Source organism: Mycobacterium sp. ST-F2, assembly GCF_001905655.1.
Lineage (GTDB): Bacteria > Actinomycetota > Actinomycetes > Mycobacteriales > Mycobacteriaceae > Mycobacterium.
Window position 1 is genome coordinate 57,998 of the sequence record NZ_JMHT01000046.1, and the last position, 13,281, is coordinate 71,278.

The 13,281-nt window shown below is 66.9% G+C and carries 14 protein-coding genes; 7 read left to right on the forward strand and 7 right to left on the reverse strand.

Going from position 1 to position 13,281, the window contains the following annotated elements:
* Positions 1–17 precede the first annotated feature (17 nt).
* Genes tal through EB75_RS17520 form a run of 5 tightly spaced genes read left to right on the forward strand, consistent with a single transcriptional unit; the run spans position 18 to position 4,686 of the window.
* On the forward strand, positions 18–1,127 hold the full coding sequence (tal, locus tag EB75_RS17500) for a transaldolase (RefSeq protein WP_073696609.1): 1,110 nt from the start codon (positions 18–20) through the stop codon (positions 1,125–1,127).
* Positions 1,124–2,683: a glucose-6-phosphate dehydrogenase gene (gene zwf / locus EB75_RS17505; protein WP_073696610.1), complete on the forward strand. Its 1,560-nt coding sequence runs from the start codon at positions 1,124–1,126 to the stop codon at positions 2,681–2,683. The genes tal and zwf overlap by 4 nt, the downstream gene beginning before the upstream one ends.
* Entirely contained in the window at positions 2,680–3,591 is a 912-nt protein-coding gene (gene opcA / locus EB75_RS17510) for a glucose-6-phosphate dehydrogenase assembly protein OpcA (protein WP_073696627.1), read from the forward strand. The genes zwf and opcA overlap by 4 nt, the downstream gene beginning before the upstream one ends.
* The gene (gene pgl, locus EB75_RS17515; protein WP_073696611.1) at positions 3,584–4,318 is read left to right on the forward strand and encodes a 6-phosphogluconolactonase; all 735 of its coding nucleotides are present in this window, start codon (positions 3,584–3,586) and stop codon (positions 4,316–4,318) included. The genes opcA and pgl overlap by 8 nt, the downstream gene beginning before the upstream one ends.
* 2 nt (positions 4,319–4,320) lie before the next feature.
* On the forward strand, positions 4,321–4,686 hold the full coding sequence (locus EB75_RS17520) for an ATPase (protein ID WP_073696612.1): 366 nt from the start codon (positions 4,321–4,323) through the stop codon (positions 4,684–4,686).
* 3 nt (positions 4,687–4,689) lie between these two features.
* Here EB75_RS17520 and EB75_RS17525 read toward each other — a convergent pair whose 3' ends face one another.
* Both EB75_RS17525 and EB75_RS28865 read right to left on the reverse strand, forming a co-directional pair.
* On the reverse strand, positions 4,690–5,058 hold the full coding sequence (locus tag EB75_RS17525) for a hypothetical protein (RefSeq protein ID WP_286150234.1): 369 nt from the start codon (positions 5,056–5,058) through the stop codon (positions 4,690–4,692).
* Between the two features lie 85 nt (positions 5,059–5,143).
* The gene (locus EB75_RS28865; RefSeq protein WP_142239674.1) at positions 5,144–5,335 is read right to left on the reverse strand and encodes a hypothetical protein; all 192 of its coding nucleotides are present in this window, start codon (positions 5,333–5,335) and stop codon (positions 5,144–5,146) included.
* Between the two features lie 63 nt (positions 5,336–5,398).
* On the opposite strand from EB75_RS28865, the gene EB75_RS17530 reads away from it, so the two are divergent.
* Complete coding sequence (locus EB75_RS17530) at positions 5,399–6,799, forward strand: HNH endonuclease signature motif containing protein (protein WP_073696614.1); 1,401 nt, start codon at positions 5,399–5,401, stop codon at positions 6,797–6,799.
* A 27-nt stretch (positions 6,800–6,826) separates the two neighbouring features.
* Here EB75_RS17530 and ppc read toward each other — a convergent pair whose 3' ends face one another.
* Positions 6,827–9,634 (reverse strand): phosphoenolpyruvate carboxylase, encoded by a 2,808-nt coding sequence (ppc, locus tag EB75_RS17535; protein ID WP_073696615.1) that lies wholly within the window; start codon positions 9,632–9,634, stop codon positions 6,827–6,829.
* Between the two features lie 117 nt (positions 9,635–9,751).
* A complete protein-coding gene (secG, locus tag EB75_RS17540) occupies positions 9,752–9,988 on the reverse strand; it encodes a preprotein translocase subunit SecG (RefSeq protein WP_073696628.1) in 237 nt (78 codons plus the stop codon).
* A 182-nt stretch (positions 9,989–10,170) separates the two neighbouring features.
* Here secG and EB75_RS17545 point away from each other — a divergent pair, with 182 nt between their 5' ends.
* A complete protein-coding gene (locus EB75_RS17545; protein ID WP_142239675.1) occupies positions 10,171–10,491 on the forward strand; it encodes a hypothetical protein in 321 nt (106 codons plus the stop codon).
* Positions 10,492–10,504: 13 nt separating this feature from the next.
* Here EB75_RS17545 and tpiA read toward each other — a convergent pair whose 3' ends face one another.
* From tpiA to EB75_RS17560, 3 genes are all read right to left on the reverse strand, one after another.
* Entirely contained in the window at positions 10,505–11,290 is a 786-nt protein-coding gene (gene tpiA / locus EB75_RS29995; protein WP_073696617.1) for a triose-phosphate isomerase, read from the reverse strand.
* A gap of 3 nt (positions 11,291–11,293) precedes the next feature.
* Positions 11,294–12,529, reverse strand: a complete 1,236-nt coding sequence (locus EB75_RS30000) for a phosphoglycerate kinase (RefSeq protein ID WP_073696618.1) — start codon at positions 12,527–12,529, stop codon at positions 11,294–11,296.
* Between the two features lie 23 nt (positions 12,530–12,552).
* Positions 12,553–13,281: type I glyceraldehyde-3-phosphate dehydrogenase (locus tag EB75_RS17560; protein WP_073696629.1), on the reverse strand; the 729-nt coding region annotated here is incomplete at its 5' end.

Sequence of the window (13,281 nt, forward strand, 5' to 3'; positions counted from 1 at the left end):
CAGAAAAGAGCACCCTCATGACTCAGAACCCGAACCTCGCGGCGCTGAGCGCCGCCGGTGTCTCCGTGTGGCTCGACGACCTGTCGCGTGAGCGGCTGCAGACCGGAAACCTGCAGCAGCTAATCGACACCCGCAGCGTCGTCGGCGTCACCACCAACCCGTCGATCTTCCAGGCCGCGCTGTCGAAGGGCACGGCCTACGACGAGCAGGTGCACGAGCTGGCGTCGCGTGGCGCCGATGTGGACGCCACCATCCGCACCGTCACCACCGACGACGTCCGCAACGCGTGCGACGTGCTGGCCAAGGTGTACGAGGCCTCCGGCGGCGTCGACGGCCGAGTGTCCATCGAGGTCGACCCGCGGCTGGCCCACGACACCGACAAGACGATCCTGCAGGCCATCGAGCTGTGGAAGATCGTCGACCGGCCGAACCTGCTGATCAAGATTCCGGCGACGCTCGCGGGTCTGCCCGCGATCACCGCCGTCATCGCCGAGGGCATCTCGGTCAACGTCACGCTGATCTTCTCGGTGGAGCGCCACCGCGCCGTGATGGACGCCTACCTGACGGGCCTGGAGAAGGCCCGCGAAGCCGGACATGACCTGTCCAGGATCCACTCTGTCGCTTCGTTTTTCGTGTCCCGCGTGGACACCGAGATCGACGCCCGGCTGGAGAAGATCGGCGGCTCCGCGCTGGGTCTGCGCGGCAAGGCCGGCGTCGCCAACGCCCGGCTGGCCTACGCGGCCTTCGAGCAGGTGTTCGGCGGGGCACAGTTCGAGACGCTCAAGGCGGCCGGCGCGCGCGTGCAACGTCCGCTGTGGGCGTCGACCGGCGTGAAGAACCCGGACTACCCGGACACCCTGTACGTCACCGAACTGGTCGCCGCCGACACGGTGAACACCATGCCGGAGAAGACCTTGGAAGCCGTCGCCGACCACGGCAAGATCACCGGCGACACCATCACCGGAACGGCCGCCGCCGCGCAGGTCGTGTTCGACGAGCTGTCGGCCGTCGGCATCGATCTCGATGACGTGTTCAACCTTCTCGAGGTCGAGGGCGTGGACAAGTTCGAAAAGTCCTGGGGCGAACTGCTCGAGGCCACGCAGGGTCAACTCGACGCCCTGAAATGAACGACTGCAGCGGGCGGCCGGCGGATTGGGTCAACCCCCTGCGGGACAAGCGCGACAAGCGCATGCCCCGCATCGCCGGCCCGTGCGCGGTGGTGATCTTCGGCGTCACAGGAGATCTCGCCCGCAAGAAGCTGATGCCGGCGATCTACGACCTCGCCAACCGGGGGCTGCTGCCGCCGACGTTCTCGTTGATCGGTTTCGCCCGGCGCGACTGGGATCACGAGGACTTCGGTCAGGTGGTCCATGACGCTGTGCAGCAGCACGCCCGCACGCCGTTCCGCCAGGAGGTGTGGGACCGCCTCGCCGAGGGATTCCGCTTCGTCCAGGGCACGTTCGACGACGACGAGGCGTTCGCGCGGCTCGCCGACACGCTGCGCAAACTCGACGAGGAACGCGGCACCGGCGGCAATCACGCGTTCTACCTGTCGATTCCGCCGAACGCGTTCCCGCAGGTGTGCGAGCAGCTCTCCAAGTCCGGCCTCGCCAACAAGCCCGACGGCTGCTGGTCCCGGGTCGTCATCGAGAAGCCGTTCGGCCACGATCTGGCGAGTGCCGAGGCGCTCAACGGTGTCGTCAACAGCGTCTTCCCGGAGTCGTCGGTGTTCCGTATCGACCACTATCTGGGCAAGGAGACCGTCCAGAACATTCTGGCGCTGCGGTTCGCCAACGAACTGTTCGAGCCGGTGTGGAACTCGCACTATGTCGACAGCGTGCAGATCACCATGGCCGAGGACATCGGACTCGGTGGACGTGGTGGCTACTACGACGGTGTCGGGGCGGCGCGCGATGTCATCCAGAACCACCTGCTGCAACTGTTGGCGCTGACGGCGCTGGAAGAACCGGTGAACTTCTCCCCCGGTGAGCTGCAGGCCGAGAAGATCAAGGTGCTCTCGGCGACCCGGTTGGCAGAACCGTTGGACGAGACCACTTCTCGCGGCCAGTACGCCGCCGGCTGGCAGGGCGGCCAAGAGGTCGTCGGACTGCTGGATGAGGAAGGCTTCTCCAAGACCTCGACCACCGAGACCTTCGCAGCCATCACCGTGGAAGTGGACACCCGACGCTGGGCCGGCGTGCCGTTCTATCTGCGCACCGGAAAGCGCTTGGGCCGCAGGGTCACCGAGATCGCTCTGGTGTTCAAACGGGCACCCCACCTGCCGTTCGACGCCACCATGACCGATGAGCTGGGTCAGAACGCACTGGTGATCCGGGTGCAACCGGACGAAGGCATCACGCTGCGGTTCGGCTCGAAGGTGCCGGGCCACCTCATGGAGGTCCGCGACGTCAGCATGGACTTCTCCTACGGGTCGGCGTTCGCCGAGGATTCCCCCGAGGCCTACGAGCGCTTGATCCTCGATGTCCTGCTCGGCGAGCCGTCACTGTTCCCGGTGAACGCGGAAGTCGAATTGTCTTGGAAGATATTGGATCCCGCGCTGGAACACTGGGCCGCGCAGGATGCGGCCGGCGGGCGACCCGAGGCCTACGAGTCTGGCACGTGGGGTCCGGAGTCGGCGTTCGAGATGCTGCGGCGGTCTGGCCGTGAATGGAGGCGGCCGTGATTCTCGATCTGCCCGACACCAACACCGGTGCCATCAACAAGAAGATCGTCGCGTTGCGCGAAGAGGGTGGCGCCATCACCCTCGGCCGAGTCCTGACTTTGGTGGTTGCGCCTACTTCCGAGATGCTCCTGGAGGAATCCATCGAGGCGGCCAACACCGCCAGCCGCGAGCACCCTTGTCGCGTCATCGTGGTGATCCCGGGCGACGTATCGGCGGCGGCACCCCGACTCGACGCGCAGTTGCGGGTGGGCCGGGATGCGGGCGCCAATGAGGTTGTGGTGCTGCGACTCTCGGGTCCGTTGGCCGGCCATGCGAGCAGCGTCGTGACGCCGTTCCTGCTGCCCGACACTCCGGTGGTGACCTGGTGGCCCGATGCGGCACCGGCTGTTCCCGCGGCCGATCCGTTGGGCAAGCTGGCTGTCCGGCGCATCACCGACGCAACCAACGGCGCCGATCCCCTGGCCTCCATCAAGGGTCGACTGGCCGGATACACCTCCGGCGATACCGACCTGTCGTGGAGCCGCGTCACCTACTGGCGGGCCCTGCTCGCGTCCGCGGTCGATCAGGCGCCATACGAGCCGATCACGTCGGCGCTGGTGTCGGGCCTGAAAGACGAACCCGCACTGGACATTCTGGCGGGCTGGCTGGCCAGTTGCATCGACGGCCCGGTGCAGCGCGCGGTCGGCGATCTCAAGGTGGAGCTGGTCCGGCCCAGCGAGACCATCTCGCTGAGTCGTCCGCAGGCCGGGGTCACCGCTGAGCTGAAGCGCACCGGCCGCCCCAACGCTCGAATTCCCCTGGCACGCCGAGAAGCTCGCGATTGCCTCGCCGAAGAGATGCGGCGGCTCGACGCCGACGAAATCTACCACCGCGCCCTGCAGGGCCTGGACAAGGTCATCTATGTCTGAACAGATCATCGAGAAGTACCCCGACGCTGATGCTTTGGTGACCGCCGTGGGTGACCGTCTCGTTGCGGCCATCAACGGCGCGATCGAGGCTCGCGGCGTGGCGTACATCGTCCTCACCGGCGGGGGTACCGGCATCAAGTTGCTCAAGCACGTCGGCGGGCATCCGATCGACTGGACCAAGGTGCACCTGTTCTGGGGCGACGACCGCTACGTCCCGGCCGACGATGCCGACCGCAACATCAAGCAGGCTCGCGAAGCGCTGCTGAATTCCGTTGCCATACCAGCCGACAACGTCCACGCCATGGCCGCGAGCGACAGCGATTTCGGTGACGACATCGATGCGGCAGCCGCGGCCTACGAGCGCGAGTTGGCTGCAGTTGCCGGAAACGGTGCGCCCACACCGGAATTCGACGTGCATCTGATGGGCATGGGCGGCGAGGGTCATGTCAACTCACTGTTCCCGCACACTGACGCCGTCCGCGAGACCGAGCGGTTCGTCGTCGCTGTCACCGACTCCCCCAAGCCGCCGCCGCGACGGATCACGCTGACACTGCCCGCAGTCCGTCGCTCCCGTCAGGTCTGGCTGGTGGTTGCCGGCGCCGAGAAGGCGGATGCGGTGGCGGCCGCCGTCGGTGGCGCTGCGGCCGTTGATATTCCAGCAGCCGGCGCGATCGGCACCGAGGCGACGGTCTGGTTGCTCGACGCGGCGGCAGCGGCGAAGCTGTAGGCATGGTCGACAAAGGCGATGGACGGACCCGTCCGGTTGGTGGCCGTATCCGGACGCTCACTCAGGCGGCGCTGAACGCCGACGTGACGGTCTCCCAGGTCGATGCGCTGTTGGTCGATATGGAAGGCACGCTGGCCACACTCAGCACGCTGACCGACAACCTCGACACCACGATGTCGCGGTTCAACGAGACCATCACTCAGATCGACGAACTCGCGCCGCGCATTTTCGGCGTGGTCGACCGGATGGAGGCGATCGTGACGCGTGTCGAAGCGATCGTCGGCGTCGCGGAGACGGTGCTGTCGCCCATCACGGTCACCGAGAGTGCGGTGCGTGGCGTGTTCAACGTGCTCCGCAGCCGCACCTGACGTTCAGCCGACCTGAACCAGCCGAAACGGCTCTTGCGTGACCGTGCCGCCCGGGCAGCCGTAGTTCGAATCATTCGTGATGACCCCGTCGAGCGTCACCGGATCGATCGACATCAAGATGTACGCCGGCTCATAACGACCGTCCGCACAGATGGCTCCGTCGGGCTTCGTAATCGCGAAATCCCAGCGGCCATCGACTAATTTGGCGACGCTCCGCCAGCCCTTGATGCTGGCGATGTCGGCGGTACACCCTGCCGGGCGGCACTGGGACGTGATCGTCCAGGTAATGCCCGGGTCTCCCTCGGCCCCGGAGAAGATTCCGTTCAGCAGCGGCGGCTCGGCGTGCGCACTCGCGGCGAACCCCAACGCCACAATCGTCGGTGCCGCGATGGCAGCAGTCCATGCCCTACGTGAAATGGTCACCTTGGTTCCTTGCTGCGCCCGGGTGGCTGTCGATTCAGCAACCTAACAGGTGTTTCGCGGCAAATTGACTGTCGCGCAGAACCATCACCCCGTCGTGGCCAATACCTCGCCAATTCGACATCTGCCTGCGATCTTCATCGCGCAACACGGGGGTGGATTCACCAACCGGATATCCCTCGGCGGAGTCCGTTCGAAAAACTTTGGTCGCGTTGGTTTCTCTGGTCACGGTAGGTACCTGGCGTCACAGTCCGCGACCGATTCTGTCGGTGGTTCGTACTAGTGTTCGAATATGGACATTGCCAGCACGCTCACCGTCGACGAGGCCTACACCGGCCTCGGCACGGCGCTGGCCCGGGTGGCGTCCCTGGACTACAGCACCCTGTCGGTGCCGGAGCTGCTGGCGCTGCAATCGGAGCGGGAACGGTTGGCCTGCGCCGCCGCGGCGGTCGATCACCACATCCAGGCCGCTCTGGCGGCCCAGACCACGGCCAAAGACATCGGGGCGAAAAACTGGGCCGACGCGCTGCGCTTCCGGGACCGGCTCAGCAGCGACGAGGCCCGGCGCCGGGTCCGGCACGCCGAACTGCTGGGGCCCCGCATGTCCCTGACCGGGGAGGTGTTGCCGCCGCTGCGCCCGCATGTCGCCGCCGCCGTCGCCGAGGGGGCGATCAACGGTGATCATGTTGATGTCATCGAATCGTTTTTCGCGAAACTGCCCACCTGGGTCGACCTGTCCAGAGTCGATGAGGCTGAATCCGCGTTGGTGGCCGCGGCCCGCAATCTCACCCCTGAATCGCTGCGATCGGTGGTCCGGCGCAAGCTCTACGAGTTGGATCAGGACGGCCCCGAACCCGATGACCGCGACCCCGACCCGTACCGGGACCGGGCATTGGTGGTGTCTAAACAGGCTGCTGATGGCACGTCGCAGCTGCGTGGTGTGCTGACCCCGGCCGCCCGCGCGACCTTCGAAGCGTTGATGGCCAAATACGCCGCGCCGGGCATGTGCAACCCCGCCGACCCGCAGCCGTGCACCACGGGCACACCCACCCAAGAGCAGATCGACGCGGACACCCGCACCGTGGCCCAGCGCCAGCACGATGCCTGGGAAACCATCGGCCTGCTGCTGCTGTCCACCGATCTGGGTGAGCACAACGGTTTCCCGGTCACCATCGTGGCGACCTGCACCCTCGAGCAGCTCGAGGACCGCGCCGGGGTCGCCGTGACGCACACCGGCACCCAGCTCCCGGTCAAGGATCTGCTGAATCTGGCTGCCCGTACGGGCGCGTCCTGCTACCTGGCGGTGTTCGACAACCATGGTGATGTGCCGTTGTATCTGGGTCGGGCGCGGCGCACCGCCACCACCGGCCAACGCCTGGCCCTGTTCACCCGGGACGGGGGCTGCACCCGCCCCGACTGCACCGTCCCGGCCGCGGGCTGCCAGGCCCACCACATCCCCGGCTGGACCCGCGGCGGACAAACCGACGTCACCACCATGGCCCTGGCCTGTGGCTGCGACAACCGCCTCGAAGACACCACCGGCTGGACCAGCACCATGAAAAACGGCCGCGCCCACTGGACCCCACCACCCCTGCTGGACACCGGCCAACCCCGAACAAACCAATACTGGCACCCCACGCTGTACCCACCCGAGGGAGGAGGCGATGACGAAAGTGACAGTCCCACAAGCTAAGTGGAGGCCGCCCCAGCCTCTGCCCAGCTACCCGCTGTTGCGCAGCGCGGTGGCCAACCCGCTCATGGTCAGGAGGATGCCGCGTTGCACGAGTTCGTCGTCGTCGCCCGATCGGTAACGGCGCAGCAGCTCGACCTGCAGATGGTTCAGCGGCTCCAGGTACGGGAACCGGTTGAACACCGACCGCGCCAGGGCGGGGTTGTCGGCGAGCAAGTTGTCGTGTCCGGTGATGAGGGCGTGCATCCGGATGGTGCGCTCATGTTCTGCGGCGATCTTGTCGAAAACCCGGTGACGCAGCGCCTCGTCGTCGACCAGTTCCGAATAGCGCGCTGCCAGGCCGAGATCCGACTTGGCCAGCACCTGCGCCATGTTGGACAGCACAGTCCGGAAGAACGGCCACTTCGTGTACAGATCCTGCAGCACGGCAAGACCACCGTCGGTCGCCTCGATGAATTCTTCGAACGCGGTCCCGGTGCCGTACCAACCGGGCAGCCTGACGCGCGACTGGCTCCAGGCCAGCACCCACGGGATGGCCCGCAGATCGGCGATCGAGGTGGTCGGCTTCCGTGACGTCGGTCGGCTGCCGATGTTCAGCGCACCGATCTCGCTGACGGGCGTCGACGCCTTGAAGTACTCGACGAATCCCGGTGTGTCATGGACCAATTCGGAGTATGCCCGCTGCGCACGGGCGGCGAGGTCGTCCAGCACGTCGTAGGCCGGTGCCGCCGCGTCGCCGAGTCCTTCGACGTCGAGCAGGGTCGACTCCAGGGTCGCGGCGAGCAGGGTCTCCAGATTGCGGTGCGCGGCATGGGGTTCGGCGTATTTGGCGGCGATCACCTCGCCCTGCTCGGTGATCCGCAGCGAGCCCTGGACCGCGCCGGGGGGCTGCGCGAGAATCGCGTCGTAGCTCGGGCCACCGCCGCGGCCGACGGTCCCGCCGCGGCCGTGGAACAGCCGCAGCCGGATGCCGGTCTTGCGGGCCGATTCCACGAGGTCGAGTTCGGCTCGGTACAGCGCCCAGTTGGCCGCGAGGTACCCGCCGTCCTTGTTGGAGTCGGAGTAGCCGAGCATCACCTCCTGGTGTTCGCCCCGCGCGGTGACGATCGAGCGGTACAGCGGAATGGCAAGAGCCGCTTCGAGAATCGCCGAGCCGCGTTGCAGGTCGTCGATGGTCTCGAACAGCGGCACGATGCCCACCGGGCTGTACGGCTCCTCGCCGGCCGCGTCGAGCAGCCCCGCCTCCTTGAGGAGCACCGCAGCTTCGAGCAGGTCGGAGACCGACTGACACATCGAGATGATGTAGTTGGGGACTGCCTCTGACCCGAATACCGCGACGGCCCGGGCGGCCGCGGCGACGATGTCCAGCTCCTTGCGGGCCAGCTCCGACAGCTGCGCGTCGCGGCCCACCAAAGGCCGACGGGTGGACAGCTCGGCGACCAGGACGGCAACCCGCTCGTCCTCCGGCAGCGACGCGTAGTCGGGGTGCACACCGGCCCAGGCCAGCAGCTCGGCGACCACCTGCTCGTGCACTTCGGAGTTCTGCCGCAGATCCAGTCCGCACAGGTGAAAACCGAAGACGCGCACGGATTCTCGCAGCCGGGCCAGGCGGTCGTCGGCCAGCACACTGGAGCCGCCGGCACGTAGCGAGGCATCGATGACGTCCAGGTCGGCGAGCAGTTCGGCCGGAGTGGCGTATTGCGGCAGGCTGAGGTCCAGCTCTTGCTCGGGTTGCCGGTCGAGGATCTCGGTGGCGGTAGCCGTCAGCCGCCCCCGGATGACGTGCAGCGCCTGGCGGTACGGTTCGTCGGCATGGGCCGGTTCAGGATGCTGGTCGGCCAGCGTTTGCAGCGCATCGCTGACCCTGACCAGCCGCGCCGACATCGACAGTTCATGTTCCAGCGCAAGGAGTTCGGCGAAATAGCGATCGAACGCGGTGTAGGCCGCGCTGCCGGTGGCCAGCCGCACCACGTCGGCGGTGACGTTGGGGTTGCCGTCCCGATCGCCGCCGATCCACGATCCGGGCCGCAGGATCGGCGTCGCCAACACATCGGTGCCGGGCCAGCGCGCCTGCAGTGCCGTGCGTACCTCCGCGTTGACCTTCGGGATGACGTCGAAGAAGGCGGCCGGGTAGTAGCGCAGCCCGGTGGCGATCTCGTCTTGAATCTTCAACCGCGACAAGCGGATCAGCGCGGTCTGCCACAGGGTGAGGATGTGCCGGCGCAGCTCGGTCTCGACGTCGCGATCGTCGCGGGTCAGGGTGTGGCCGTGCAGCCGCAACCGCATCAGATCGGTGATCCGGTTCTGGGTGTCGAAGATGGTGCGGCGCCGGGTTTCGGTGGGATGCGCGGTGATGACGGGCGAGACCAGCGCACCGCGGAGCGCGTCGGCGACGGCCGCCGCGTCCAGTCCCCCGTCCTGGTCCAGCTTGCGGTACGTCGCAGCCAGGCTGCTGTCCTGCGGCGGCTCGCCCGCGGCCACGTGTACGGCGCGCCGCCGTTCCCGATGGATGTCCTCGGCCACGTTGGCCAGCAGGGCGAAGTGGGTGAACGCCCGGATCACCGGGATGGCCTGGTGGATGTCGATGTCGGCGAACAGCGCGGCCAGTTCAGCCCGGTCGATCTCCGAACGCCGCACGCGGAACGATTCCACCCGTGCCCGTTCGACCAGATCGAACACGGCGTCACCGTTCTGTTCTCGTACGGTGTCGCCGAGGATGGCGCCGAGCAACCTGATGTCCTCGCGCATCGGCTCGGTGGCCTCGCGGCCCAGTTCGGTGCGCAGCACCGAACCGATCGGCGACAGGGTGGTGTCCGGCTCTTCGATAGCGTCGGCCATCAGCCAAGTATCGGCTGACCTGACCAGTCCCGCTCGCCGAGTCTCACCAGTTGGCCGCGTCCGGAGAAAACAAAACCGGCCACGCCTGACGGGCGTGACCGGTTTTGGAAGCCGAATCTAGGCGCCGTACTTGATCTGCAGCGCGGTGCCGATGATCGACACCAGCCAGATGCCGGTGATGAAGTAGGTCAGCCGGTCCAGGTTCTTCTCCACCACGGTGGAGCCGGACAGGCTGGACTGCACACCGCCGCCGAACAGCGTCGACAGACCGCCACCCTTGGCCCGGTGGAGCAACACCAGCAACACGACCAACACGCTGGTGATGATCAACGTGATCTGCAGGGCCAAAATCATGACCCACAGCTTACCGGTAGCCGAGCGCGCCACCTGCCGGCGGTCCACTGCCGCGTCGTCAGGGTGGTTGCCACTGCGTTGCTGGACCCCCGGAAAGATCCGCAATTCCGCAGATACCGACCCCCGCGGCGGCGCACCATGAACAGAGCAACATCCCCTACTCGGCCCCTTTGGAGGCCACCATGTCTACCATCAAATTCGCTTCAGCCGCTTTGCTGGCCGCCGCATTCGCAGTGCCCCAACCGGCAATATCGCTCGCCGCGCCCAGCGACGACACCTGGGATATCGAGGCGTACGACAACTGCATGAAGAAGACCATCCGGAATCCCGACCTGTGCTGCGTCGAGTCCGGCGGCATTCCAGGAATGGACCCCGAGACCGGCTGTCACGCGCCACCGGCCAAGGCGGTTGACGCGCCGTTGACGACAACCTCGAAGCGGCCACTCCCCGGAGGAATCAACCGGGGCGACCTGCCCACCATGGTGTTGGAGCCGGCCAACTAGGGCCGGCCCTGCATCACGGCAGCGGACCGCCCGCGGCGATCGCCGAAAGCATCGCGAACTGCTCGCCGTCGAGCGACGCGCCACCGACCAGGGCACCGTCGATGTCGGGCTTGGCGACCAGCTCGCCGACGTTCTTGGCGTTGACCGAGCCGCCGTAGAGCACGCGCACCGTCGCGGCGATCTCGGGCGACGCCAGTCCGGCCAGTGTCGACCGTATCGCGGCGCAGACTTCCTGCGCGTCGCCGGCACTGGCCACGCGGCCGGTGCCGATGGCCCAGACGGGCTCGTAGGCGATGACCACTTGGCTGATCTGGTCCCCCGACAGCCCGGCCAGCGAGCCCGTGAGCTGGCTGGTGCAGTGCTCGACGTGGTTGCCGGCCTCGCGGACGTCCAGCCCCTCGCCGATGCACACGATCGGCGTCAGGCCGTGCTTGAGCGCGGCCTTGGCCTTCGCGGCGACGAGAGCGTCGTCCTCGTGGTGGTAGGTCCGGCGCTCGGAGTGCCCGACGACGACGAATGTGCAGCCCAGCTTGGCCAGGAACGCGCCGCTGATCTCACCGGTGTAGGCGCCGGAGTCGTGCTGGGACACGTCCTGGGCGCCGTAGGTGAGCAGCAGCTTGTCGCCGTCGACCAGCGTCTGCACGCTGCGCAGGTCGGTGAACGGCGGCAGGACGGTGACGTCGACCTTGGCGAAGTACTTGTCCGGCAAGGCGAATGCGATTTTCTGTACCAGCGCGATGGCCTCGAAATGGTTGAGGTTCATCTTCCAGTTGCCGGCGATCAGCGGCTTACGTGCCATGGTCTACGACCCCAGCACTTCGATGCCTGGGAGGGTCTTGCCCTCGAGGTACTCCAGCGACGCGCCGCCGCCGGTCGAGATGTGGGAGAAGCCGTCCTCGGCGAGTTCGAGCTGGCGCACCGCGGCAGCCGAGTCGCCGCCACCCACGACGCTGAACGCGCCCTTGGACGTTGCGGTGATGATGGCCTCGGCGACGCCCTTGGTGCCGTCGGCGAAGGCCGGGAACTCGAAGACGCCCATCGGCCCGTTCCAGAACACCGTCTTGGCGTTGGACAGCAGCGCGGTGAACCGCTTGACCGACTCGGGGCCGATGTCCAGGCCCATCTTGCCGTCGGGGATCCGGTCGGAGGCGACGGTCTCCGGCACGGCGTCGGCGGCGAACTTGTCGGCCACCACGATGTCGACGGGGAGGTGGATGACGTCGGCGTAGGTGTCCAGCAGCCGCTTACAGGTGTCGATCATCTCCTCCTGCAGCAGCGACGTGCCGACCGAAAGCCCTTGCGCGGCAAGGAAGGTGAAGCACATGCCACCGCCGATGATGAGGCTGTCGGCCTTGGTGGCGAGGTTCTCGATGACGGCGAGCTTGTCCGAGACCTTGGAGCCACCGAGAACGACGGCGTAGGGCCGCTCGGTCGAGCTGGTCAGCTGCTCGAGCACCTTGACCTCGGCGTCGACCAGCGTGCCGGCGTAGTGCGGCAGGATGTTCGCGACGTCGTAGACCGAGGCCTGCTTGCGGTGCACGACCCCGAAGCCATCGGAGACGAACGCGCCGGGCGAACCGTCGGGACCCTCGACCAGAGCCGCCAGCTCGCGGGCCAGGGCCGCACGCTCGGCGTCGTCCTTGCTGGTCTCGCGCGGATCGAAGCGGATGTTCTCCAGCAGCAGCACGTCACCGTCGGTCAGGCCCTCGGCGCGCGCGAGCGCGTCGGTGCCGACGACGTCACCAGCCAGCTGGACGTGCCGGCCCAGCTTCTCCCCCAGTGCGGCGGCAACCGGCGCGAGCGAGAACTTGGGGTCCGGTCCGCCCTTGGGCCGGCCCAGGTGGGCGGTGACGACGACCTTGGCACCGGCGTCGGCCAGTGCGGCCAGCGTCGGCACGGAGGCGATGATGCGGCCGGGATCGGTGATGTTGCCGTCATCGTCGAGCGGAACGTTCAGATCGGAGCGGACTAATACGCCCCGCCCCGCAACGCCTTCTGGGCCTTCGCCCAGCAGCTCATCGAGGGTCTTGATGCTCATACCTGTCTTTCTCTTACGTGCGTCTACAGCGACTTGCCGACCAGCGCAGCCAAATCGGCGATGCGGTTGGAGTAGCCCCACTCGTTGTCGTACCACGAGACGACCTTGGCCTGGTTGTCGATGACCTTGGTCAGTCCCGCATCGAACAACGAACTGTGCGGGTCGGTGACGATATCGGACGACACGATGGGCGCGTCGTAGTACTTCAGAATCCCCTTCAACGGACCTTCGGCCGCGGCCTGCATGGCCGCGTTGATCTCCGCGGCCGTGGCGGACTTACCCAGCTCGGCGGTCAGGTCGGTGACCGACCCGGTGGGCACCGGCACCCGCAGCGCGTACCCGTCGAGCTTGCCCTTGAGCTCAGGCAGCACCAGGCCGATGGCCTTGGCCGCACCCGTGGAGGTCGGCACGATATTGATCGCCGCCGCCCGCGCCCGGCGCAGATCCTTGTGCGGCCCGTCCTGCAGATTCTGATCCTGCGTATAGGCATGGATGGTGGTCATCAGGCCGCGTTCGATACCGAACTCGTCATTCAAGACCTTGGCGATCGGGCCCAGACAGTTCGTGGTGCACGAGGCGTTGGAGATGATGTTCTGGCTGCCGTCGTACTTGTCGTCGTTGACACCCATCACGATGGTGATGTCCTCACCGGTCGCCGGCGCGGAGATGATGACCTTCTTGGCACCCGCCTCCAGATGCCCCCGCGCTTTGGCGGCGTCAGTGAAAATCCCGGTCGATTCCACCACGATGTC